This window comes from Novosphingobium sp. SG754 (assembly GCF_013149315.1).
GTDB lineage: Bacteria > Pseudomonadota > Alphaproteobacteria > Sphingomonadales > Sphingomonadaceae > Novosphingobium > Novosphingobium capsulatum.
Genome location: NZ_JABGCC010000001.1, coordinates 767917 through 790041, shown reverse-complemented (window position 1 = coordinate 790041; position 22125 = coordinate 767917). Strand labels below are relative to the sequence as shown.

The 22125-nt window shown below is 64.1% G+C and carries 22 protein-coding genes; 14 read left to right on the top strand and 8 right to left on the bottom strand.

Annotation, left to right across the window (positions count from 1 at the left end; genetic code table 11):
- Nucleotides 1-62: 62 nt before the first annotated feature.
- Nucleotides 63-722 (bottom strand): CGNR zinc finger domain-containing protein, encoded by a 660-nt coding sequence (locus FHW97_RS03705; RefSeq protein ID WP_171798015.1) that lies wholly within the window; start codon nucleotides 720-722, stop codon nucleotides 63-65.
- A gap of 70 nt (nucleotides 723-792) precedes the next feature.
- Between FHW97_RS03705 and FHW97_RS03700 the strand changes: the two genes are divergently transcribed.
- From FHW97_RS03700 to FHW97_RS03675, 6 genes are all read left to right on the top strand, one after another.
- Nucleotides 793-1149 (top strand): hypothetical protein, encoded by a 357-nt coding sequence (locus tag FHW97_RS03700; RefSeq protein WP_171798014.1) that lies wholly within the window; start codon nucleotides 793-795, stop codon nucleotides 1147-1149.
- The gene (gene dapF, locus FHW97_RS03695) at nucleotides 1146-1943 is read left to right on the top strand and encodes a diaminopimelate epimerase (RefSeq protein WP_216647613.1); all 798 of its coding nucleotides are present in this window, start codon (nucleotides 1146-1148) and stop codon (nucleotides 1941-1943) included. The genes FHW97_RS03700 and dapF overlap by 4 nt, the downstream gene beginning before the upstream one ends.
- 104 nt (nucleotides 1944-2047) lie before the next feature.
- Nucleotides 2048-2638 carry a hypothetical protein gene (locus FHW97_RS03690; protein ID WP_183533730.1) on the top strand — a complete coding sequence of 197 codons (591 nt, stop codon included), beginning with the start codon at nucleotides 2048-2050 and terminating at the stop codon, nucleotides 2636-2638.
- Nucleotides 2639-2804: 166 nt separating this feature from the next.
- Complete coding sequence (locus tag FHW97_RS03685; RefSeq protein WP_171798013.1) at nucleotides 2805-3764, top strand: SRPBCC family protein; 960 nt, start codon at nucleotides 2805-2807, stop codon at nucleotides 3762-3764.
- 63 nt (nucleotides 3765-3827) lie between these two features.
- Nucleotides 3828-4625 carry a bifunctional hydroxymethylpyrimidine kinase/phosphomethylpyrimidine kinase gene (gene thiD, locus FHW97_RS03680; RefSeq protein ID WP_171798012.1) on the top strand — a complete coding sequence of 266 codons (798 nt, stop codon included), beginning with the start codon at nucleotides 3828-3830 and terminating at the stop codon, nucleotides 4623-4625.
- A gap of 222 nt (nucleotides 4626-4847) precedes the next feature.
- Complete coding sequence (locus tag FHW97_RS03675) at nucleotides 4848-5792, top strand: PhzF family phenazine biosynthesis protein (RefSeq protein ID WP_171798011.1); 945 nt, start codon at nucleotides 4848-4850, stop codon at nucleotides 5790-5792.
- Between the two features lie 162 nt (nucleotides 5793-5954).
- Here the strand turns inward: FHW97_RS03675 and FHW97_RS03670 are convergent, their stop codons facing one another.
- The 4 genes from FHW97_RS03670 to FHW97_RS03655 are packed head-to-tail and all read right to left on the bottom strand — an operon-like array spanning nucleotide 5955 to nucleotide 8546.
- Nucleotides 5955-7178: an MFS transporter gene (locus FHW97_RS03670; RefSeq protein WP_171798010.1), complete on the bottom strand. Its 1224-nt coding sequence runs from the start codon at nucleotides 7176-7178 to the stop codon at nucleotides 5955-5957.
- Nucleotides 7175-7540: a hypothetical protein gene (locus tag FHW97_RS03665; RefSeq protein WP_253941536.1), complete on the bottom strand. Its 366-nt coding sequence runs from the start codon at nucleotides 7538-7540 to the stop codon at nucleotides 7175-7177. The genes FHW97_RS03670 and FHW97_RS03665 overlap by 4 nt, the downstream gene beginning before the upstream one ends.
- Nucleotides 7506-8069 carry an isochorismatase family protein gene (locus FHW97_RS03660; RefSeq protein ID WP_171798009.1) on the bottom strand — a complete coding sequence of 188 codons (564 nt, stop codon included), beginning with the start codon at nucleotides 8067-8069 and terminating at the stop codon, nucleotides 7506-7508. Before FHW97_RS03660 ends, FHW97_RS03665 begins: the two co-directional genes overlap by 35 nt.
- A gap of 33 nt (nucleotides 8070-8102) precedes the next feature.
- Nucleotides 8103-8546 carry a MarR family transcriptional regulator gene (locus tag FHW97_RS03655; RefSeq protein ID WP_171798008.1) on the bottom strand — a complete coding sequence of 148 codons (444 nt, stop codon included), beginning with the start codon at nucleotides 8544-8546 and terminating at the stop codon, nucleotides 8103-8105.
- A 199-nt stretch (nucleotides 8547-8745) separates the two neighbouring features.
- On the opposite strand from FHW97_RS03655, the gene FHW97_RS03650 reads away from it, so the two are divergent.
- Together FHW97_RS03650 and FHW97_RS03645 are read left to right on the top strand one after the other, a co-directional pair.
- A complete protein-coding gene (locus FHW97_RS03650) occupies nucleotides 8746-9246 on the top strand; it encodes a YbaK/EbsC family protein (protein ID WP_171798007.1) in 501 nt (166 codons plus the stop codon).
- A gap of 58 nt (nucleotides 9247-9304) precedes the next feature.
- Complete coding sequence (locus FHW97_RS03645) at nucleotides 9305-9976, top strand: GntR family transcriptional regulator (RefSeq protein ID WP_171798006.1); 672 nt, start codon at nucleotides 9305-9307, stop codon at nucleotides 9974-9976.
- A gap of 35 nt (nucleotides 9977-10011) precedes the next feature.
- Here the strand turns inward: FHW97_RS03645 and FHW97_RS03640 are convergent, their stop codons facing one another.
- Entirely contained in the window at nucleotides 10012-11175 is a 1164-nt protein-coding gene (locus FHW97_RS03640; protein WP_171798005.1) for a pyridoxal phosphate-dependent aminotransferase, read from the bottom strand.
- A gap of 338 nt (nucleotides 11176-11513) precedes the next feature.
- Nucleotides 11514-12317 (bottom strand): helix-turn-helix transcriptional regulator, encoded by an 804-nt coding sequence (locus tag FHW97_RS03635; RefSeq protein ID WP_216647612.1) that lies wholly within the window; start codon nucleotides 12315-12317, stop codon nucleotides 11514-11516.
- A gap of 71 nt (nucleotides 12318-12388) precedes the next feature.
- On the opposite strand from FHW97_RS03635, the gene FHW97_RS03630 reads away from it, so the two are divergent.
- The 3 genes from FHW97_RS03630 to FHW97_RS03620 are packed head-to-tail and all read left to right on the top strand — an operon-like array spanning nucleotide 12389 to nucleotide 16572.
- Nucleotides 12389-13867, top strand: coding sequence for an efflux transporter outer membrane subunit (locus FHW97_RS03630; RefSeq protein WP_253941535.1), 1479 nt, complete (start codon nucleotides 12389-12391; stop codon nucleotides 13865-13867).
- Nucleotides 13868-13873: 6 nt separating this feature from the next.
- Complete coding sequence (locus FHW97_RS03625; RefSeq protein WP_171798004.1) at nucleotides 13874-14995, top strand: HlyD family secretion protein; 1122 nt, start codon at nucleotides 13874-13876, stop codon at nucleotides 14993-14995.
- Nucleotides 14992-16572: a DHA2 family efflux MFS transporter permease subunit gene (locus FHW97_RS03620; protein ID WP_171798003.1), complete on the top strand. Its 1581-nt coding sequence runs from the start codon at nucleotides 14992-14994 to the stop codon at nucleotides 16570-16572. Before FHW97_RS03625 ends, FHW97_RS03620 begins: the two co-directional genes overlap by 4 nt.
- A 19-nt stretch (nucleotides 16573-16591) precedes the next feature.
- Here the strand turns inward: FHW97_RS03620 and FHW97_RS03615 are convergent, their stop codons facing one another.
- A complete protein-coding gene (locus tag FHW97_RS03615; protein WP_171798002.1) occupies nucleotides 16592-17515 on the bottom strand; it encodes a LysR family transcriptional regulator in 924 nt (307 codons plus the stop codon).
- Nucleotides 17516-17811: 296 nt separating this feature from the next.
- Here FHW97_RS03615 and FHW97_RS03610 point away from each other — a divergent pair, with 296 nt between their 5' ends.
- Genes FHW97_RS03610 through FHW97_RS03600 form a run of 3 tightly spaced genes read left to right on the top strand, consistent with a single transcriptional unit; the run spans nucleotide 17812 to nucleotide 22027 of the window.
- Nucleotides 17812-19374 (top strand): MFS transporter, encoded by a 1563-nt coding sequence (locus tag FHW97_RS03610; protein WP_171798001.1) that lies wholly within the window; start codon nucleotides 17812-17814, stop codon nucleotides 19372-19374.
- Nucleotides 19374-20456: an HlyD family secretion protein gene (locus FHW97_RS03605; RefSeq protein WP_216647611.1), complete on the top strand. Its 1083-nt coding sequence runs from the start codon at nucleotides 19374-19376 to the stop codon at nucleotides 20454-20456. Before FHW97_RS03610 ends, FHW97_RS03605 begins: the two co-directional genes overlap by 1 nt.
- Nucleotides 20453-22027 (top strand): efflux transporter outer membrane subunit, encoded by a 1575-nt coding sequence (locus tag FHW97_RS03600; protein ID WP_253941534.1) that lies wholly within the window; start codon nucleotides 20453-20455, stop codon nucleotides 22025-22027. Before FHW97_RS03605 ends, FHW97_RS03600 begins: the two co-directional genes overlap by 4 nt.
- The last annotated feature ends 98 nt before the right edge of the window (nucleotides 22028-22125 follow it).

Genomic DNA, 22125 nt, shown 5'->3' with positions numbered 1-22125 from the left:
TTATGGGAGTCGCTGGTCTCTCATATGATCGGATCATGTCCCGCGTCATGCGGGCGGTGAGGTCAGCTTTCGGATATCCCCACCTTTCGGCGGTAATGTCGCGCTGCCTTGGCGCGGTTGCCGCACACCGTCATGTCACACCAGACCCGGTTCTGACGTCGGCTTCGATCGAGGAAAGCCCAGTCGCAATCGTCGGACGCGCACAGGCGCAGACGGCTGCGTGCGTCAGGGTCGAGGAACAGCTGGATTGCTGCATCGGCGACGTGGAGGAGGATGCCGTCCAAGGCGGCGGCAATGTCAGCTTGCTGCCACGCGAGGCCGCTTCCTCCCCACGAAAGGCGGCGGCTGGCCTGCACACGCTTGAGCCAATCGTTCCAGCAATGGACCTGCTCTTGGCTCAATGGGTCGGAGGCGATAGTCGCTTTGACCGTCGCGAAAATCAGCTCGCGCAGGGCCAGCGCCTGGGCGTACACAGCCGCCGCCGCACGAGCGTCTTGCTGAGCGGCGGCCACCAGGGTCGCACGCTTGCCTTCTGTAAGAAGGCCGCTCTGCTCGGACCACAAGGCCAGCGCAGGATAGTCGGCAATCCTCTCGAGACCTCCGCGAGGACGCTCGTCGAGGGTGTTCGCGAAATCCAGAGCCAGCGCGCCCCCACTCAGCTCGAACTGGAAGCCCCCTGGCGTGTCCTGGCCGCCAAATCGGATTGCGCGTGTATCGATCACATTCTAACCTGTAAAATAGTTCGAGTCGGTTATAACACGTTTGGGTGATCGCGAGCTAGGGAGATGATCGATGTCGGTAACTGAGCCCCTGATCCTGCGACGCTGGTCCTCCCGCATCAGGACCGAGGACAGCGAGGCGTATGTCAGCTACATCCGCGGCACTGGGGTCGAGGATTATCTCGGCACGCCGGGCAATCTCGGTTGCGAGATGCTGCTGCGCGATTGCGGCGACGGATCGACGGAAGTCTCGACGCTGAGCTGGTGGCAATCGATGGAGTCCATCCGGGCATTCGCCGGCGATGACGTCGATCGTGCGCGTTACTATCCCGAGGATGACCGCTTCCTTCTCGAGAAGCCGGATCACGTCGAGCATCACCGCATCGTGGTCGAAGGCCTGGGGCTTCGGCGCGAGCTGGAACAATCATGATTGCCTTCGAGAAGATGCACGCGAATGGCGACGATTTCATTGTCGTCGATTTGCGGCAACGGGACGTGCCCCTGCCGCCGGGACTCATCCGGCGCATGGGCGACCGGGAGCGCGGCATCGGTTTTCGTCAACTCGCCGCCATCTCCCGATGCGACGATGCCACGGCCCGGCTTCTCTTCTGGAACGCTGACGGGACGCCGCTTGATGCCTGCGGCAGCGCGACGCGCGGTGTCGCCCTCAAGTTGATGGAGGAAGGCGGCACTGACGCCGTGACAATCCGGACCGGCCGAGGCCTTCTGCACTGCTCACGTCGCGGTGGGACGCAGATCGCCGTCGATATGGGGAGCCCCTTTCTCCATTGGTCCGAAATTCCGCTAGCGATTGCGACTGACACCGAAATCCTGCCGCTCGCCAGCGATCCTGCGGCCTGCAGCATGGGCAATCCCCATTGCACCTTCTTCGTTGAGGATGTCGAACAGGTGGATGTCGAGGCGCGGGGTCGGGCGATCGAGACCGATCCGCTGTTTCCCGAAAAGACGAATGTCCATTTCGTACAAATCCTCGCGCGTGACCGCATCCGACTGCGCATCTGGGAGCGCGGCGCGGGCGTTTCCTCCGGCTCAGGGTCCTGCTCCTGCGCCGCCGTCGTCAACGGCATCCGCCGTGGGCTCCTGGCGGAGACCGTCGAGGTTCAGTGTGACGGCGGCGTTCTCGGCGTATCGTGGAACGGAACCGACGGCGTCCACCTGATCGGCCCGGTCGAGTCTATGTTCCGGGGCGAATGGATCAGTTGACGCATGCCCTCCCGATAACACTGCCGCGCGGTTTGCAGCCGCCCACACGCGCAATGCCAAACTGCAAATTGCTCTTGAACCGCCAGCTTGCGAGCACTCACAGTATGACCATAGGACATTACATCACCCGTTCGGCCGCTCTTGCCGCGACCGCCCTTCTTCTTGCGCCCGGCATTGCCTCCGCTCAGGGCGAGGTAGACTTTTTTGGTGCCGCGCTCTGCGAGCCGCCCTATTCCTCAGACATTGCGACACGCACGTATAATGCCGCGGAAAAGTTGGCCAAGCCGGACATGTCGATGATGGGCGCGGCCGTCTATCACCTTCCCAAGCCAATCGAGCGGTATGGTTTCATCACGCAGGACGTTGTTTTTGCAGGAACATCCGTTGGTGTTTTGGTCGAAGGCCACGCCGCCGCTCAACTTGCCGCCAAGTATAACCTCCAGCGTGAGACGAGTGATCTGCTGGGCGCGTCGACGCTCGGCTTCTCCCGTCGGCTGCCGGACAAACTCCAGATCAAGAAAGATCTGGGACTCATCTCGTTGATCGCCCGTGAAGGCCCAGGACTTGGTGAGAAGACGCTTCTTGCCTGCGAACTGGATTCCTATGAGGACCTCGAGAGGTTGGAAGCCTTGAAGCGGTATTTGTCGTCACGCAAAGCCGCGCCCGACAAGAACGAGGACGGTCCGAACCCATGATGACGTGCTGGCCTGAAGGCGTGTGCGGCCACCGGCTTGGAGGCACCAAGCCGGGATCGTTGTCCCGGCGAGCCATCGTGCGGTCCGCGATGTGACGTCCGCGCGGTCCGAACCATCGACTGGCGGCCGGCCTTCGATCACCGAGCGTCTGCTGTTCGCCGTGCCGATGGCCATGGTCTACGGCATCCTTCTCTATTGCCTGATCTGGCTGCCACGCGAGCCTACGCTTCCCTTCATCGCTGGGCTCGTCTTTCTTCCGATGGCAATCGCCAGTGTCGTCACGATCCTGATCGACCCGCGCGGGGAGGGAAGCATCCGGCGGCACATCAGGATTGGATGGATCTGCATCACTGCTCTCATCCTGCTGACCATGGTCCTGTTCCGAGAAGCCGGGATCTGCGTCGCGATGGCCTCTCCCTTTTTCTACGGCGGTTCAGCCTTTGGATCGTGGCTGTCTTGCCTGTCGCTTCGCAAGTTGCGTTCGCGCTCCGTGGTCTCCTGCATCGCCATTCTGCCGCTCGCGGGGTTCCCGGTCGATGCGATCACCCCTGCCCCTCAGCATGAGGCGGAAGTGAGGACGGTCGTGGATATCGACGCCCCGCCCGCGGCGGTCTGGAAGAACACTGTGGAAATACCCCAGATACGGGCCGCAGAGCGCAGGTGGACCTTCAGCCATAACATCGTCGGCGTTCCGCAGCCTGTCGATGCCCGCATTCAGGGACAAGGCGTCGGCGCCGTGCGCCACCTTCGCTGGACGCGAGGTGTGAGCTTCGATGAAATCGTGACGGGCTGGCAGGACAACAGGTTCTTGGCCTGGCGCTTCCGCTTCGAGCCCCAGTCGATACCAGACAGTGTCGAAGGCCATATCAAAGTCGACAGCGCTTATCTGAAGCTGCTGGGCGGCAATTACCGCCTCGCCCCTCTGGCGGGCGGCAGGACAAGGCTAACGCTCACCACCCGCTACAGTATCGCGACCCCGATCAATGCCTATTGCGTCGCCTGGGGTCATGCCTTTCTCACCGACTTCCACCGCGCCGTTCTGACCGTGATCAAGCAGCGTTCAGAGGCAAAGCCCCTCACCCTCCAAAGCCGACTTCAAACGCCATCAACCCACCCGTCGGCTTGAGCAGACGTGGGCAGGCCGGCACCGATCGCCGGAATCGTCGTCCGCGACCGAGGAGAACAAACTGTGATCGCCAATGTCCTTACCATCGCCGGGACCGATCCCACGGGCGGGGCCGGCATCCAGGCCGATCTCAAAACCTTCAGCGCGCTGGGTGCCTACGCAATGTCGGCGATCACAGCGGTTGTCGCCCAGAACACGCAAGGTGTCCGCTCCTTCATATCGCTCGATCCAGAGTTTGTCGCAGACCAGATCGACGCAGTTTTCGACGATGTCCGGGTCGACGCGGTGAAGATCGGCATGGTCGCCACGGCACGGATCGCGGAAACGATTGCTGACCGGCTCCGTCACCATGGTGCGACCAACATCGTGCTCGACCCGGTGATGGTCGCTAAAAGCGGAGATCATCTCCTTGAGGCGGATTCTGTCGCCGCTGTCCTGTCCGAGCTCGTCCCGCTCTCGACGGTCATCACGCCCAACCTTCCAGAGGCTGGTGTCTTGCTGGGCGTCGAGCCGGAATGGACGCTTGAGGTAATGCGCGAAAGAATCGTCGATCTCCACCGGCTCGGCCCGCAGTGGGTTTTACTCAAGGGCGGTCACCTAGGCAGCGATGCGACAAGTACCGACCTGCTCCTCGGGACAGGCGAGATCCTGGAGCTCAAGGCAGAACGCATCACGACCAGCAACGACCATGGCACCGGTTGCACGCTCTCGGCCGCTGTCGCAGCGCTGCTGCCGTCTCTCTCCGTCGAAGACAGTGCGCGAGAGGCCAAGCGCTTCGTCCATCGCGCCCTGGCGTCCAGTGGCAAACTGGACGTTGGCAAAGGGCATGGCCCCTTGCACCACTTCCACGGCTTCTGGTGATTTGTGCGGGGGCCGACGGTATCTCCGAGCTTTTCTACCTCATCCGTCTGGCCAGGCGCGAAGCTCTCCCTGCCCTGACTGAAGCGGAGACCACAGAGATAAAATCTGGCGCAAATGACGCATGTTGCCCGAAATGCATCACTCTAATTTCGATCGGATCAGCGAGGTGAAAAACATATCATGGTTCAAAGGCGAATGGTCCTGGCGGGAGCGGCCGCAGCAATGACCGCAATCGGGCGCGAAGGTGCGGCACATGCGGCGGGTCCGACCGGACGTCCCTACGAGGTCTACGACGTGTTCACCGACACTCCGCTCAGCGGCAATCCGGTGGCGGTCTTCACAGCGCCCGAGGGCCTCACGCCAGAGATGATGATGGCCATGACGCGCGAGATCAACTATTCGGAGTGCACCTTCGTCTTCCCAGCTTCCACGCCGGGCTGTGATTTCCAGGTGCGGTTCTTCGCGATGAACAGCGGCGCCGAAATCCCGATCGCTGGCCATCCCACGATCGGCACGGTGTTTTCGCTGGCGGAGCGCGAATTGATCAAGCCAGGCTGGCGCTCGATCATGCTGCAACTGGGCGTCGGGCCGACGCAGATTAATCTGGAATGGCATGAGGGTCGTCTGGCATTTGCCTGGATGCAGCAACAACCGCCCAGGCTCGATGGCGTCATCGGGGATCGCACTGCGGCCGCTGCGGCCATGGGCCTGCGTGCGGAGGATCTGGCCGATCTGCCGATCCAGCAAGTCTCTTGTGGGGCGCCTTTCCTTATACTTCCGGTCAAGACCCGCTTGGCGGTGGACCGCGCGCAGCTCGATCGCGGTGCCATGGGGGCTCTGCTCGACAAGGCCGGGTTGATCCGGCGCGGCGTGCTGATCTTCTCGCTCGAGCCCGCCGGCGATGATGCCACTGCCTACAGCCGCATGCTGGGCTTCGGCGTGACCGAGGACGCGGCAACAGGCAATGCCACCGGCCCGCTCGGGGCCTATCTCGTGACGCATGACGTGGTGCCCATCGCGCAGGCAGGCCGCATGGTCAGCCGCCAGGGCGTCAAAATGCACCGGCCGAGCAGTCTCTACATCTCTGCGACGGAGCAAGGTGGCAGACTGTCGATCAAAATTGGCGGGAGCGCGGTCAAGGCGGCGGAGGGACGAATGTTTGTCTGATTGGCTTCTACAGGCGCTGACGTGGACGATCGCGACATGCACGCAATAAGTCTACGCACGACGACGACGCATTGGCGGTGACCGTCCGCCTTCCGGCCCAGAAAAACCCGAGATGTGGAAGGGTGTTGACGCGCTGCCGCCCTCGCTCCCTCCAAGCATCGTTCAACGAGGATCTCCTCGCTTGAGCGAGTAAAGCGCGATGATCGCCGCCACGAACCCGGATGCTGCGCCGACCGCCAGGGCCCAGCGCGGCCCGAACCGGTCAGCGACCCAGCCGACAGTGGGTGCCCCGATCGGCGTGGCGCCAAGAGCGACGCCCACGCGCAGCGCCATCACTCGCCCCCTCATGGCGGGCTCCGTGGAGAGCTGCATAAGCCCGTTGGTCGCAACGACGAAGGTCATGCAGGCGCCACCGACCACCACCAATGCCGCGGCGAAGCTCCAGTAGCCCGGCGCGAGGGCGGCCATCGAGAAGCCGATACCGAGAATAAGGGCGCTCCAGAGCAGCGTCTTCAGAGTCGGTCGGGCGGTTCGGGCATTCAGGAGCGCGCCTGCGACCGTTCCTATCGCCATGACCGAGGACAGCATGCCAAAGCCCCGTGCGTCAGCGTGGAGGACGCGCACCGTCATGGTAGAAATGAAGATCGGGAAGTTCAGGCCGAACGTACCGATCAAGAACAGCATGATCAGGATCAGGATCACGATCAGGTCACGCCTTCCGGCCACATATTTCAGCCCGGCCGCGAATGCGCCCGGCGCCCGTGTCGCGCGCTCCGAGGGGTAAAGCTGGTCCTTCCGTAGCAGGAACAGCGACGCCAGCACCGCCAGGAACGACGCGCCGTTGATCAGGAAGGCCCAGCCGGTTCCGACAGCGGCAATCATCAGGCCCGCCGCGGCTGGCCCCACCAGGTTGGCCATGTTGAAGGACATGGCGTTGAGCGTCACCGCATTGTGCAGATCCTCCTCGCCAACAAGCTCAGAGACGAACACCTGCCGGACCGGCGCGTCGAACGCGGCTGCCGCGCCGAACAGCGCGGCGAAGACATAGACGTGCCAGAGGCGCACGAGGCCGCTGACGGTGAGAAGGCCGAGGGCCAGCGCCAACGCGCCCATGGCCGTCTGAGTGGCCACGAGAAGCCTGCGTCGGTCCATATGATCGGCCGCAGATCCCGTCCAGGGCAGGAGCAACATCTGGGGCGCGAACTGCAGCGCCATGACCACGCCCAGAACCGAGGCGCTCTTATGGGTGAGCACCGTCAGCACGAGCCAGTCCTGCGCCGTGCGCTGCACCCCCGTGCCGATGTTGGAGACAAGGGCGCCGCCCGCCCACAGGCGGTAATTGTACCGCCGGAGCGAGCGCAACGGTCCCGCGTGTTCCCGTGTCACGTCAGGTCCGGTCCGCACCCCTCGTTGAGCCCGCCGAAATGAAAGGCACCCATCAAGCCGATCACCAGGAGACCGAGAGCAAAAGCGCCGACATCGCCGAGCTCGTCGGGGTAAAAATGTCCGAAGCGGCCGAGAAGCAGCCAGGCGATCGCCAAGTTCGCGAACCCCCAGAGCACGTTCACCAGCGCGGAGGACATGCCCTTGCCTGGCGGCCTGGCGAAGGGGCTCGGAAAGCGGCGGCCCATGACGCCGCTGACCAGATGCGGGACGGCGTTCAGCAAGGCCGCACCACCGAAAAAGCACGCTATGAGGTGAAGGATTGGCATCTCAGGCGCGCCCTTCCAGGAAACGGAGAATGTCATCTGTAGTCCCGGTTTCGCCGAGACGCGGGAACACTTGGGAGATGCTGTGATCGTGAGCGCCAGGACGGGGATCAATCATGGCGTCGATGACGAGAGTGACGTTGAACCCGGCCTCATAGGCCTGCCGCGCAGTGGCCTCGACACCAGTCGCGGTCGAGACCCCGGCGATGACAACCTGGGTCACACCGAGCGTCCTGAGCTGGTGCTCGAGATCCGTGGATGCAAAAGCGCCCCAGGTCTTCTTGGTCACCCGGATGTCGCTCGGCTGAGCGCCAACTTCATCGACGAGCTCGGCGAAACCCGGCGGCAACGTCGCTGAAGCTCGAGAAGGCTGTTCGGTCCGGCCCGGAGCGACCCCGTCGACGTTGACCAGGACCACCGGCAAATCCTTCGCGCGGAAAGCCTCGGCCAGCGCGCGGCTGCGGACCACGACGGGTTCGAAGGTCTCGGGAGGGACCATCCCTGCAACCCCCTTCTGGAGGTCTACGACGATCAAGGCCGATTTGGGATCGAGCCGGGTCACTGGCATCGGACTTCCTTTGGCTAGCGGACGGAGCCGGATTCAGTCAGAGACGATCCGGTGGAGAAGCGGCAGGACGGTGGAGAGCTGCTCCTGCTCCTGCGGCGAGAGCTTTGCGTCGATCATGCGGGACAGCCAGTCCTGACGGAGGGCACGCCCCTCCGCGATCCAGCCGCGACACGCGTCGGTCAGGGAGAGCAAGGTCCGCCGTCTGTCCGTGGGGTCGGGTGTACCCGTGACAAACCCCGCCGCCTCGAGCGCGGCGATGACCGCGCCCATCGACTGCGACTTCATCCCCTCTGCCCGCGCGAGCTCGGATGTCGTGGAGGTGCCTTCGCCTTCCAGGCGGAGCAGCACGGAAATTTGCGAATGGGTCAGGTCGCCCACATCGGCCTGTTCACGCAGCCGTCGCTTCAACTTGCCGGCGAAGCCACGAAGCTCGCTCGCGAGGGCAACGGCGGCGGAGGGCGAGTTTTGATTGTTCACGCCACCAATCTACACGATACGAAGTTAAACTACAAAGCCAAACTTCATATTCTGCTGACGGGGGATCAGCGCTACTTCCAGTTACGACACTCGCGGGACGGTGCGTTCCGCTTAGCGCAGGCTGGACATCCAATCACGGCCCTGCGATGTGTATTATAGATAATAGATTAGCTCGTCCTGGCGAGCACCTGGAGTCGTTATGAAGGTTGCTCAATCCCCGAAGGCCATTGCGTTTCAGGCACTTATCGGACCCGATTATGAGGTTCTCGAGTTTGACGAATCGACCCGCAGCGCCGAGGAGGCAGCCAAGGCGATCGGTTGCTCCGTCGACCAGATAGCCAAGTCGATCATATTCGCTGGCTCGAAGTCCGGACGGTGCATCCTCGTGATCGCTCCGGGCTCAAGTCTCATCGACAAGGAGAAGCTTTCGGCTCTTGTGGGCGAGCCCGTTCGCCGGCCGGACGCGGATTTCGTACGAGAGCATACTGGCTACGCAATCGGTGGCGTTCCCCCTGTCATCACCGCCGATGAAATTGTGACATTCGTAGCTCCCGAACTTTCCCGGTTCGGTAGGCTCTGGGCCGCCGCCGGTACGCCAAACGCGGTATTTTCCCTGGACTATGATCAGCTCGTACACCTCTCCAACGCCACAGAGGGCGATCTGCTCCAGGCCCCGGTGGCAGCTGTCGCACTCGACTGAAATTCCCAGCTGAGCCATTCCAGACGAAGTTGCCTGCTTCCTCCATTTTTGGTTGATCATGATCCCTAAGATCTCACCCGACGACGACGACCGTTCCATTGCCGGCCAGATTGCGCGCTCCCTCGCCGAACAAATTGTAAGCGGCGCTTTGCTGCCAAGCGTACGGTTGATGCAGGATGAGATCGCCACCAGGTTCAAGGCCAGTCATGTGCCTGTCCGGGAGGCATTCCGACGCCTTGAGGCCCAGGGCCTTATCGTTTCCGAACCTCGGCGAGGCGCGCGGGTCGCATCTCTGGAACCCGAAGACGTCATCGAGGTCACGGAGATGCGTGCCGCCCTGGAGCCCTTGGCGCTCAAAGCCTCGGCGCCGCGGCTGACCGCAGCCGATCTCGCGACCGCCAGATCCGCGATGGCCGACTGCGACGGGACAACGGATATCACCGTTTGGGAGAACGCCAACCGGCGCTTCCACGCGGCACTCTACCTGCCCGGCCAGCGCCCGCGGCTCCTCGCGAGCATCGCTGATCTGCATCGCATCAGTGCTCGTTATCTATACGCGGCCTGGAAAGATCTGGACTGGCAAGATCGTTCGAGCGCGGAACATAGCTCCATTATCCGTGCGCTTGAGGAAGGCGCGTTCGACGACGCGTCCGAACTGCTGCGCGACCATATTCTCGAGGCCGGCCACGCGCTGGCTGATCGGATGACGGCCCAACGACGCTCCTCTTGAAGGAGCCGTCGCGACGTCGTCAGCCGACGATAGCGTTATTTCCCCATTTCAAGCGCCGCATCGATCTTGGCACGAAGTCCTCTCAGACGATCGACGGGCTCATTCGCGAAGACGAAGCGGATGAAGTCCTCGCCATGCGTTTGTCCCCAGCCCGCCATCGACGTGGCGCAGACGCCGACGCGCAGGAGATTCCGCGCCATTTGCGCCCCGGTCAGCCCATAGTCTCGGACACGCAGCAGCATCGACCAACCGCCCGAGGGCCTGCCGAAAGGCAGGCCATCGAGCTCTGTCGCAATCAGATCGGCTCGACGTTCGAGTTCAGCAACGTAGGGCGGAAGGGTCGTCGCAGCCGACTGCAGTCCCACTGCGGCGGCATCCTGGGCGATACCCACCGGCACCACCACATTTGCGAGCGATACCGATACGATGTCGGGGACAAACGCCTCTGGCGCAACAATCCAGCCCACGCGCCATCCGATCATGCGCAGCTCTTTGGATGCTGCGCCGACAGAGATCGTGCGCGCCGCCATTCCATCAAAGCTCGCCGGATGAATGACCTCCCTTTGGCCGAACAACAGCCGCTCCATGGCCGCATCGACGATGAGCAAGAGGTCGTGCTCAGTGCAGAGCTTTGCCACGGCCTCCCAGTCGCCACGCTCCAAGACCCCGCCACTCGGCATGGAAGGCGACATGAGGAGCATCGCACGCGTTTTAGGGGTGATCGCCGCTGCCAGACCGGCTCGATCAAGGCGCCATTCGTCACCAGGCCTGAAGTCAAACTTTACCGGTATTGGGACGCCTCCGACCAACCGGATGCGATTGAGGAGGCCAGCATAGGTCGGATCCGTGACCAGCACCTCGTCACCGATCTCGATGGTGGCAAGCAGTGTGTTCAAGACCCCGGACAGTCCTCCTGCGGAGATGATCACATTGTCGGCGGTGTAAGCCACGCCCGTCGTTCTGGTGAGATGCTGGGCGGCAGCCTCGCGCAGGTTCTTCTGTCCGACGAATGGCAGGTAGGAGTTTGCAGCGTCCTCCAGGACTGACTGCCGCGTGCGCTCCAGCACGGCGGGGTCGGGCAAGATGTCCGTGTCGAGATTCTCGAGCCGAAGCATATCGCTCGACGATGCGTCAGCAATGGAACCCATTCGGTCCACACCGATCCCTTCAATGAACCTCAGACGCTCAGGGCGACGCATATCATGTCCATTCTATCTATTATCTATGATTCGGAGAGATAGCGTAACTGTGTTTCGCCATCAACAAATCCGTAGCTCAGATCGCCTGTCAGGCGCTTGGCGCGCTCGACCGGTTAAGTAGAGACGCTACGAGCTGGTGCGATCAGATGCCGCGAAGCAGGCCTTTGGGGCCTACCCCAATCAATGTCGCACCACGTTCCGAATCCTGGTTTCGACCGCCGGGCAGCGATGAGCCGTGAATTGTGGCCGAGGCTCCAACCCGTGCGAGCCCGACGCGCCCTGAAGCACAGCAGGCGCGCTCGACATCGTCACTGGCATTCGAGTGGAGTGACCCCGCGTCAGTCTCGCTGGCGTGACAGATAGACGGTCGGCGCCACGCCGAGGGTGCGGCGGAACATCGCCGCGAAGGCGCTGGGACTATCGTAACCATGCTCCAGCGCCACTTCGAGCACCGACGTACCCGCGGCCAGCCGTGGCATGCTGAGCAACAGGCGCGTACGCCGCAACCACTGGCCAAAGCTCATTCCCAGCTCTCGATGGAACATCCGCGCAAGCGTTCTCGCGCTGACGTTGATTTCCGCCGCCAGACGCTCAAGCGTGCATGGCATCGACGGGTCGGCAATTACCCGCTCGCAAAGCCGCAGCAGCCGTGCATCGCGCGGCATGTCGACATGCAGATGTAGCCTTGGCGCACCCTCGATCTCATCCAGGATCAGTTCCATCACCCGCTCGTCCCGGCTACCCGGCGCATATTCCAATGGGATGCTGGTGGCAGTGACAATGGCCTCCCTCAGAAACGGCGAGACCTCGATAACCTCGCAGGTTCGCGGCAGGCTTGATCGAACATCCTGGCGCACGAATACGGTGCGCATCGAAACATCGCCCGCGATACGGATAGCGTGCGCCTCGTGCGGTGGCATCCACACCGCCCGGCCAGGGGGCACGATCCAGCTCCCTTCTCGGCTTGTCACCGTCATCACGCCGCCGAGCGTGTGGATGAGCTGGGCGCGAGGATGACTGTGCGGCTCGATGTGCTCACCATCCGGGTGATCGCTCGCGAGCGCCACCACCGGACGCGGCGCCCGTTCGCAATCTTCCAGAGTCCGAATCATGTCCATATCTCGACGATTGTTGTCCAACATTCGGGAGATAGCCAGCGCTCTAAGCCGTAATGCTGACCGGCATGCGACCTTGGCCTATCAGACATGAACCCTTGCCGCGCGGCGTCCTCCTGGCGATGCTCTCGTCGACGTTGCTAGGCGGCTGCGCCACCGCTCCATCCCGGCCGCCGCACACGACGGTCGCCCTCCCCTCTTCCGCGACCGGCGATGAGACCGTCGAAGGCAAAGCGCCCGCCCGGCAATGGTGGCATCTGTATCGAGAACCGGCGCTTGATGGGCTGGTGGCCGAGGCGCTGGCCAACAATCGTGATCTACGCGTAGCCGAAGCCAATCTCCTGAAGGCCCAGGCGCTACTGGGGCAAGCGCGAGCGCTCACCCTCCCGCAGACCGACATCTCGGCAGGCGCCGGCTATGGCAGCACGCTTCAGGACCAGATCGCCGCAGCCGGGAAAGACGGCAGCGCGATCCGCACGGGCGGCCGCTTTGATCTGGGCATCGACCTTGCCTGGGAGCCGGACCTGTTCGGGCGCCTGCGATCGACCGTCCGGGCAGCGCGAGCTGATGCGCGCATGTCCGCCGCGCTTGAGGACGAAGTTCGGATCGTCGTCGCAGCGAGGGTCACGGGCGCATGGCTCGACGCCTGCGGTTTCGCGCGTCGCGCAGATGTCGCGCGAGAGTCGCTGGTCCTGGCCGAACGCGGGCGCGAACTCGTCCAGCGGCTTCGTGCAGCCGGCAGCGCCACTCCAGCAGAGGTCCTGAGGGCCGAAACATTGGTGGCCCAGACCCGTGCGACGATCCCGATGCTCGATGCCGGACGTCAGGATGCGCTCGCCGAACTGGCTGTCCTGGCAGGACGATCTCCGACCGACGTTCCTCCTGCGGCGGCCGCTTGTCGACAACTGCCGACTGTCACCGCAACCGGCCCCGTCGGAGACGCTGCTGCGCTGCTCCGTCGGCGCCCGGACGTACGGGCGGCCGAGCAGAAACTCACGTCCAGGACCGCGCATATCGGCATCGCCGTGGCGGATCTTTATCCCCGCATCGTCATCGGCGGCGGGTTTGCCGACTCCTCGCCGACGCCGGACGGTCTTGGCGAGCGGGTCAACCAGATCTGGCGCGTCGGCCCGCTGCTCAGCTGGAGTTTCCCCAACAGCAATGCCGCGCGCGCAAGGCTACGCGCCGCGAGGGCCGACGAGGCCGGAGCGCTCGCTGCATTCGACGGGGTCATCCTCGCAGCGCTCAAGGACACTCGCCAGCGCGCGACGGACTACGCGGCGATGTTGCGCCGCCAAGACGATCTGCGGATCGCGGCGGAGCGCAGCCTGCGCGCCGACCGACTGATGCAGCGCCAACGCGCCGCGGGTGCGGCGACCGCGCTGGAGGCACTAGAGGCAGACCGAGCGTCCATCGAAGCGCAATCGGCGGCGGCCCAGGCCGACATTGAGGTCGCACGCGCGCAGGTCGCCCTCTTTAGGGCACTGGGCGGCGGCTGGGAGGATGCCCCCGCCGTTCACCTGCCAACCCCCGACCGATCGTCGCGCGGCGACGCACCGTTCCTCTCCAGCAAGTGATCCGTCATGTCCGAAACTGTCAATCCAGCCCGCCCGCCTTCCACCCGTCGTTTTGTCTCAAGGCGTGCGCTCTCCCTGGGCGCTGCTGTCGTCGGGCTCGTCGTCGCCGGCGCCTACGGGCTGCACTGGTGGGCGAGCGGCCGCTTCATGGTGGAAACCGACGACGCTTACGTCCGGGCCGATACGGTGACCATCTCGCCACGCGTTGGAGGCACCATCGTCGCAGTGGACGTCGCCGACAACCAGCAGGTGCGCGCCGGTGGAATCCTCGCCCGGATCGACGACCGGGATTACCGACTGAAGGTGGCACAGGCCGAAGCGGCCATCACTGCAGCAACCGCCGAAATCGAGGCGCAGCGCGCGCATATTGCCGGGATCGAAGCCGAGGCAACGCAACAGCAGAGCGTGATCGCCCAAGGCAAGGCCACCATCACGTCGCGCGCCGCGGACGCTCGTTTCACCGATCTCGAGTATCGCCGGCAAACGGTCCTAGCCCGAGAGGAGGTTGGAAGCGACCAGACGCTTGAGGCGGCCGCGGCCGCGGCACAGCGCTCGCGCGCCGGCGCCGCCGAAGCTCGCGCCGGCCTCGCGGCCGCCCGCGCCCTCTTGCCGGTGCTGGCGACCCGGCGCCAGGCCGCCATGGCCGATCTCGACAAGGCGCTGGGCATGCTGCGCCAAGCGCGGGCGGCGCGCGATGCCGCACAACTCGATCTGGCGAGAACCGTTATCCGGGCACCTGTGGACGGCCAGATCGGCCAGCGCGTGGCACGGGTCGGCCAATATGCCGACATCGGCACGCCGCTCATGGCAGTCGTGCCGATGCAGCCCTACGTCGTTGCGAATTACAAGGAAACGCAGGCCGAGCACATCCGACCCGGTCAACCTGTCAGCATCCGGATCGACGCGTTTGGCGGCGCGGCGCTTAACGGCAGGGTCGATGGTTTCGCGCCAGCAACGGGCGCGCAGTTTGCGCTGCTACCGCCTGACAATGCCACGGGCAATTTCACCAAGATCGTGCAGCGTCTGCCGCTTCGGATCACGCTCGATCCGAGGCAGGCGCGCGCGACCGGACTGCGACCGGGCATGTCAGTGGAAACCATCGTCGACACGCGCGGCGCGCGACCATGAGCGCGGAGGCGAAACCGGAAGAGCGCCCAGACTCCGTCTCGCTGCGCGCTTGGGTCGCCGTGCTGGGCGGTGTGGTCGGCTGCTTCATGGCGGGGATGAACGTCCATGTGACCAATGCCTCGCTACCGGACGTGCGTGGGTCGCTGGGGGCTTCGTTCGAGGAGGGATCGTGGATCACCACCGCCTATCTGGTGGCCGAAATCATCATCATCCCGATGACCGGCTGGCTCGTACAGGTGTTCTCCATGCGGCGCGTGCTGATGGTGGGCACCGGCGGCTTCGTGCTGTTCTCAATTCTGTGTTCGATGGCACCGGATATCGGCACGATGATCGTCGCCCGTGCGCTCCAAGGCGCGTTCGGCGGCGTCCTCATTCCCTTGTCCTTCCAGATCATCGTGACGGAACTGCCGCCTTCGCGGCATCCCTTCGGCATGGCCCTGTTCGCCGTTGCCAACAATGTGGCCCAGGCCGCAGGCCCATCGCTCGGCGGCTGGCTGACGGAAGCCTATAGCTGGCGCTGGATCTTCTATCTCCAGGTTCCGCCGGGGCTGTTGCTACTAGCGGCCATAGGCTGGTCGACACCGCGCACCCCGGCCGCATTCGACAAACTGCGGAGTGGCGACTGGGGCGGAATCATCGCCATGGCACTGGGATTGTCCGCGCTGCAGATCATGCTGGAGGAAGGCGAGCGTAAGGATTGGTTTGCCTCGCCACTGATCATCGATGCCGCGGTCGTGGCGCTCCTCGGCCTGGTCGCCTTTGTCGTCATCGAGCTGCGTCGCAAGGATCCTTTCATCAACCTGCGCCTTTTGGCCCGTTACAATTTCGGGCTGGCGAGCCTAATGCAGTTCACCTTCGGCGCCGTGGTCTTCGGCGTCGTGTTCCTCGTCCCCAACTATTTCGCCGAGGCGCACGGCTATAATGCCGAACAGATCGGCCTGACCATGATCCCCTATGGCCTCATTCAGTTTGTCATGTCGTTCGCAACGCCCCGCCTGATGCGTTGGACCAGCGTGCGCGCCGTTATCATTCTGGGCTTCGTGATCATGGCGGCAGGCTGCCTCATGAACATCCATCTCGATGGCGACGCCGCCGCAAACGTCATCGTGCCCTCGCTCATCGTACGCGGGGTCGGTCAGTCGTTCATCGTCGTGGCGCTCGGCGTCATGGCGGTGGAGGGATTGGAGAAGTCCGAGCTTGGATCGGCCTCGGCGCTCTTCTCGACCGTTCGCAATGTCGGTGGCGCCATCGGTATTGCCCTCGCCAGCCAATTTGTCGTGGAGCGCGAGAAATTCCATGCCGAGCGGATCGGCGAAGCGGTTACGCTCTTTTCTGCCGCATTCCAGGAACGGATGGTGACGCTGGTCGGGGTACTGCGCCACCATGCGGTGGATCGTCACGCAGCGCTACAGGGAAGCGCCCCCGCGCCATATCGGGCACAAGCACTGTCGCTATTGGACAGGAGCGTACACCACGAGGCGCTTCTCCTTTCCTACAGCGACGCCTTTCTGGTCGCCGGCATCTTCATGCTGGTTTGCGCGGTTGGTGGCGTTTTGCTCAAAAAGCGACTGACATGACAACGAACGGTGACGTCCGTCAGGGTCGGAGCTGCGCCGACGGCCGCGCCTTCAGGCAAAGATCCCGGATCGTCTCGCGGAGCCAGCGATGGGCAAAATCTGTTTCGAAACGGGGGTGCCAGGCTTGCCGGATCGTCACCGGCGGCAGGTCCAGAGGAATCGGAAATGCCCGCAGGCCGGCCGGAACGCTATGATCGCCCAGAAGGTAAAGATCAGGCAACGGCAGAACTAGATCACTGCCGCCCAACAGCAGAAGCGCAGTTGAAAATGTGGGTGAGGTCAGGGCGACCCGCCGACGCAGGTTCAGATGGGAAAGCGCTGCATCGATCGGCCCGCTCAGCCGTCCCCGCCGTGAGACCACGATATGGTCACAGGCAACGAAGCGTTCCGGCGTGATCGCATCGCCAAACAGCGCGTGGCCCTCGCACGCGACGGCAACCATCGTGGTCTTCAGCAAGGCCTGCACGCGCACTTCCGGATCCAGCGCTTCCGTGGCGCCGATGAACAGATCGACCTGCCCCTCTCGTAAGGCGTCGTCATCCTCCCCCACTTCCGGCGTGAAGCGGACAGAGATGCCGGGCGCTGCATCGCTCAGGTGGCGCACCAGCGCTGGGCCGAAGGCGACAATGAAACTGTCATTGGCGCGGATCGTGAAGCTGCGCAGGAGATTTCGGATCGAGCTTTCGCCCTCGGCCTGCATCATTCCAAGCGCCTGACTGACCAGGCGGTGGACAGGATCGCGCAACGCCTCCGCCCGGGAGGTCGGGACCATCTTGCGTCCGGCCAAAACCAGGATCGGATCGTCAAACACTCGGCGTATTCGCGCGAGTGTCCGGCTCATGGCAGGCGGGCTCAATTCCATGCGCCGCGCGGCTCCGACGACGCTCTCCTCCTGAAGCAAGGCGTCGAGCGCGATCAGCAGATTGAGATCGGGATACTCCATCCTGGGCCGTCCAGTCATGATGCCAGGCGCAATGCCAAGCCGATACAATGGCTCACCATGCGTCAAATCGCGATAGCTTTCGAGGGGCATTGACCGTTTCTTCCACCAGAAATTGGGTGTGCTGGGGCTGCGATGGGCGAAGCGCCCTCCAACAACCAGTGCGTCAGACGCACTGATAGAATGCACCTCGGCCGATTTCTGAGAAGCGCTCTCATCGATATCGCCGGATCCGTCCTCCGCCGGCCACCGAGATCGATGATGCCCTCTGACCCTGTCTCTTTCCGAAGAAGCGCACCATGACCGCGGTCGCCGCGGCGGCGAGCGCCGCTCCCACTCCAGCCCCGGCCCCGCTGGCACCGCCCGCTTTCGGCCCTCGGCTTGCCACCGGGCTGGTCGGCGTCCTCCTCGCCTCGCTGACGGCGGGCCTGAACGAGCATGTCACCGAGGTCGCGCTGATGGATGTCCGCGGCGCGCTGTCGATCGGGCACGACGAGGGCACCTGGCTGACCGCGCTGTACGAGGGGACCAACGTGGCTGCCATGGCCTTCGCACCCTGGTGTTCAGTCACCTTCTCGCTGCGACGCTTCACGATCGGCGCGGTGCTGGTCTTCGCGTTCCTTGGCTTCCTGTGCCCGTTCGCGCCGGACGTCGGCACGCTTTATGGGCTGCGGACTTTGCAGGGCCTCGCAGGCGGCAGTCTGCCACCGATGCTGATGACGGTCGCGCTGCGTTACTTGCCCGCCAACATCAAGATCTACGGCCTTGCCGGCTACGCGCTCACCGCCACCTTCGGTCCCAGCCTGGGCACACCACTTGCGGCCTTGTGGACCGATTATGTCGGCTGGCCGATGGTCTTCTGGCAGGTGGTGCCGCTCTGTCTGATCAGCGTGATCGCGATCGGCTGGGGCCTGCCGCAAGACCCACTGCGGCTGGAGCGTTTCAAGACATTCAACTGGATCGGTCTGGTCACCGGCTTTCCTGCGATCGTCATGCTCGTGATCGCTCTGGAGCAAGGCGATCGGCTGGACTGGCTGAATTCCCAACTGATCCGCGCGCTGGTCGGCGGCGGCGGGATGCTCCTGCTCTTGTTCCTCGTGAACGAATGGAGCCATCCCCTGCCCTTCTTCAAGTTACAGATGCTGGCACGGCGCAATTTCTCCCATTCGCTCATCACACTGGCTGGCGTGCTCGTGGTATTCCTCGGCGTGATCGTGATCCCGAGCGAGTATCTCGCCGAAGTGCGCGGCTATCGCCCGCTCGAGACCGCGCCGCTGGCTCTGATCGTGGCGCTGCCGCAATTGGTCGCCCTGCCGCTGACCGCCGCGATTCTGAACATCGAGCGGGTCGATTGCCGCTGGGTACTCGCGATCGGATTGGCGATGGTCGCGACCTCATGCGCACTTGCCAGCTTCGTAACAGCCGACTGGGTGCGGGAGAACTTCTATCTTCTCCAGATGCTCCAGATCATGGGCCAGCCGATGGCCGTGATCCCGCTGCTCATGCTCGCCACCACCGGCCTGCCACCGGTAGAGGGCCCTTGGGCGTCAGCCATGTTCAACACGACCAAGGGATTTGCCGCCGCGCTCGGTACCGGCATCGTCGGAGGGGTCGGCACGATCCGCGAACATTACCATTCGGAGATGCTGGTCGACCGGCTGGGCACGCTCGGCCAGCCCAATAGCCGCGAGGCGGGAGCGCTCACCGAACTGGCCGAGCGCATCCACACGCAAGCGATCGTCCTGACATCGTCGGACCTGTATCTCGTGATGGCGGCGATCGGCTTTGGTCTGATCCTCCTTATCCCGATCCTTCCCACCCGCATCTATCCGCCGCGCCCTGCCGCGCCGGCCAAGCCTTAATGAAAGCGACGATCATGGCTTATCGCCCGACCCGAAAGCATGTTCTCCTCACGGCCACTGCAGTGTGCATCGCTGGCGTGGCGATCGGCGGCACGCGCCTCGCCACGCCCTCGGGCAAACAATCGACGGACGACGCCTATGTGCGCGCGGACGCCACCATCGTGGCGCCCCGAGTGGCTGGGCAGATCGTTTCCCTGCTCGTCGACGACAACCAACCGGTCAAGGCGGGCCAACTGCTGGCGCGCATCGACGATCGCGATTATCGCGCTGCGCTGGCCAGCGCTGAGGCCGAAGTCGCCGTCGCCAAGGCAGACGTCGCCAATTTCGAGGCTGAAATCGCGCGCCACCCTGCCTTGGTGGCACAGGCACAGGCCACACTGCGTGCCGACCAGGCGGCCACCGCCTTTGCTCAGGCCAACGCCGTGCGCTACCGAAACCTCTCGGCGGGCGGGGCCGGCACGACACAGGACAAGCAGCAGGCCGACAGCAGCCTGGCCGAGCGGCTCGCGACCAGCGATCATGATCGCTCGGCACTTTCCGCGACCCAGCAGCAACTCGGCGTGCTGGAGGCCAGCCGCGCCAAGGCAGCAGGAGCGCTCGGCCGCGCGCAGGCGGCGCTGGATCAGGCCCGGCTCAACCTGTCCTATACCGAGATCCGCGCGCCGATCGACGGCATGGTCGGTCAACGCACCATCCGGGTCGGCGCGATTGTCGAAGCAGGGACGCCGCTGCTCGCCGTCGTGCCGCTGGCCAAGGTCTACGTGGTGGCAAATTTCCAGGAGAACCAATTGGCCGATATGCGCCTCGGCCAGCCTGCGACGATCCGGGTCGACAGTTTGCCCGGCGTGACGCTGAAAGCGCATGTGGACAGCCTCGCGCCAGTCACCGGCCTCGCGCTCGCGCCCATCGCCCCGGACAATGCGACAGGCAATTTCACCAAGGTGGTCCAACGCCTGCCGGTCAAGCTGACGATAGATCCGGGTCAGGCGGCAGCCGCACGCCTGCATGTCGGACTCTCCGTCGTGCCAACGGTCGACGTCACGGCGCGTGGCAGTGCAGCAGTTATCGGAACGGCACGATGATGGGCCGGTCTGCTCCCGCTCTGCGCGGTGCGACAGCCCTGGTCCTGGCCGGCACGCTGATTTCTGGCTGCATGGTCGGACCGGACTTTCACCGGCCTACAGTCGCTTCGCCACCTACTTTCGCGCCCGTAGACCGGGCCACCGCCCCCAGTCGTCCCGAAGCCTCTCCGATCGCAGCGGACTGGTGGACCCTGTTCAATGATCCCAAACTCTCCTTGCTGGAAAGCCGTCTCGCGGGCGCCAATCTGGACGTGAAGGCGGCAACCGCGCGCCTCTTCCAGAGTCGTGCGCAACGCCGCATTGCAGGCGCACGCGCATATCCCAGTGTCGGTGCCGCCGGTTCGTACAATCGCGAGCGCGCGAGCCCGAACGGCATTCTCTCCCTGATGGGCACCGGCCCGGCAGGTTCGCAGCAGCAGTCGGCGAACGGTTCAGCCCCGTTCGGCGTATCCAGCCTTCCCGGTTCGGACGGATCGCCACCCTACGACCTTTGGCAGGTAGGGATCGATGCGTCCTGGGAGCTGGATCTGTGGGGCCGCGCAAGGCGGGGTGTTGAGGCGGCCAACGCCGCCCTGCAGGAAACGCTGGAGGACCGGCGAGCGATCCTGTTGTCGGCGCAGGCCGAGCTTGCGCGCGACTATGTCGAGTTGCGTACGACCCAGGCATTGTTGGCCATCACGCGCCACAACCTCGACGACGCCCGCGACAGCGTAAAGCTCACCCGTCTCCGGCTCGAGCAGGGCGTCACCACCAGCCTCGACGTCGCCGACGCCGAGGCGCAGCTTGCCACCATCGAAGCGCGCCTGCCCGCGCTCAACGCGCGGCAGGATGCTCTGATCAACGCGCTGAGCCTGCTCTTGGCCGAGCAGCCAGGCGCGCTCGCCGGCGAGTTGGGCGACATGGGCGATGTCCCGGCCCTTCCCGAGCGCGTCCCCGTCGGCCTGCCGTCCGAGCTTGCGCGGCGGCGGCCCGATATTCGTCAGGCCGAGGCGGCGCTGCACCGCGCCACCGCCGAAATCGGCGTGGCGCAGGCCGATTTTTATCCCAGCATCTCGCTCACCGGCAGTTTCGGAACGCAGTCGCTGGCCTTATCCAATTTCGGCAGCTGGGCCTCCCACCAGTTCATCGTCGGTCCCTCCATCTCGCTTCCCTTCTTTCAGGGCGGCAGGCTCAAGGGCGCGTTGGAATTGCGCAAGGCGGAGCAACAGGAGGCCGCGATCCGTTTCCAGCAGACCGTGCTGAAGGCGTGGCACGAAATCGACGATGCTTTGACCGCCTATGACGCCGAGCAGCGCAGGAGCGATCGCCTGGGCGAAGCAGTCCGGCAAAACAGATTGGCGCTCTCCGTCGCCCAGCGCCGCTACCGCGAAGGCGCTGTCGATTTTCTCAACATCTTATCGGTTCAGCGCGCCTTGCTGAGCGCGGAAAATGACCTTGCCGAAAGCCACGGCCAGGCGGCGGCCAATCTTGTCGTACTTCTCAAGGCGCTCGGCGGCGGCTGGGAACGGACCTTTCCCGATGCCCCAGTGCGATCGCAACCGATCACGACCGGCGCCAGCACAGGTTCCTGAGTGTTCACCCCGAGCCAAGGTGTCCTCGATCCCCGATGTTTCGGCTTTTCCCGTCCCGTGCATGCACACGAGCGGGCTGACAACCGCAAAGGAAGGCA

What these genes read in the sequence shown, in the direction of transcription:
- FHW97_RS03700 (WP_171798014.1), top strand. Translation starts at nt 793, where the DNA reads ATGTCGGTAACTGAGCCCCTGATCCTGCGACGCTGGTCCTCCCGCATC.
- dapF (WP_216647613.1), top strand. Translation starts at nt 1,146, where the DNA reads ATGATTGCCTTCGAGAAGATGCACGCGAATGGCGACGATTTCATTGTC.
- FHW97_RS03690 (WP_183533730.1), top strand. Translation starts at nt 2,048, where the DNA reads ATGACCATAGGACATTACATCACCCGTTCGGCCGCTCTTGCCGCGACC.
- FHW97_RS03685 (WP_171798013.1), top strand. Translation starts at nt 2,805, where the DNA reads ATGGCCATGGTCTACGGCATCCTTCTCTATTGCCTGATCTGGCTGCCA.
- FHW97_RS03675 (WP_171798011.1), top strand. Translation starts at nt 4,848, where the DNA reads ATGACCGCAATCGGGCGCGAAGGTGCGGCACATGCGGCGGGTCCGACC.
- FHW97_RS03665 (WP_253941536.1), bottom strand. Translation starts at nt 7,540, where the DNA reads ATGACATTCTCCGTTTCCTGGAAGGGCGCGCCTGAGATGCCAATCCTT.
- FHW97_RS03660 (WP_171798009.1), bottom strand. Translation starts at nt 8,069, where the DNA reads ATGCCAGTGACCCGGCTCGATCCCAAATCGGCCTTGATCGTCGTAGAC.
- FHW97_RS03650 (WP_171798007.1), top strand. Translation starts at nt 8,746, where the DNA reads ATGAAGGTTGCTCAATCCCCGAAGGCCATTGCGTTTCAGGCACTTATC.
- FHW97_RS03645 (WP_171798006.1), top strand. Translation starts at nt 9,305, where the DNA reads ATGATCCCTAAGATCTCACCCGACGACGACGACCGTTCCATTGCCGGC.
- FHW97_RS03640 (WP_171798005.1), bottom strand. Translation starts at nt 11,175, where the DNA reads ATGCGTCGCCCTGAGCGTCTGAGGTTCATTGAAGGGATCGGTGTGGAC.
- FHW97_RS03635 (WP_216647612.1), bottom strand. Translation starts at nt 12,317, where the DNA reads ATGTTGGACAACAATCGTCGAGATATGGACATGATTCGGACTCTGGAA.
- FHW97_RS03625 (WP_171798004.1), top strand. Translation starts at nt 13,874, where the DNA reads ATGTCCGAAACTGTCAATCCAGCCCGCCCGCCTTCCACCCGTCGTTTT.
- FHW97_RS03620 (WP_171798003.1), top strand. Translation starts at nt 14,992, where the DNA reads ATGAGCGCGGAGGCGAAACCGGAAGAGCGCCCAGACTCCGTCTCGCTG.
- FHW97_RS03615 (WP_171798002.1), bottom strand. Translation starts at nt 17,515, where the DNA reads ATGGAGTATCCCGATCTCAATCTGCTGATCGCGCTCGACGCCTTGCTT.
- FHW97_RS03610 (WP_171798001.1), top strand. Translation starts at nt 17,812, where the DNA reads ATGACCGCGGTCGCCGCGGCGGCGAGCGCCGCTCCCACTCCAGCCCCG.
- FHW97_RS03605 (WP_216647611.1), top strand. Translation starts at nt 19,374, where the DNA reads ATGAAAGCGACGATCATGGCTTATCGCCCGACCCGAAAGCATGTTCTC.
- FHW97_RS03600 (WP_253941534.1), top strand. Translation starts at nt 20,453, where the DNA reads ATGATGGGCCGGTCTGCTCCCGCTCTGCGCGGTGCGACAGCCCTGGTC.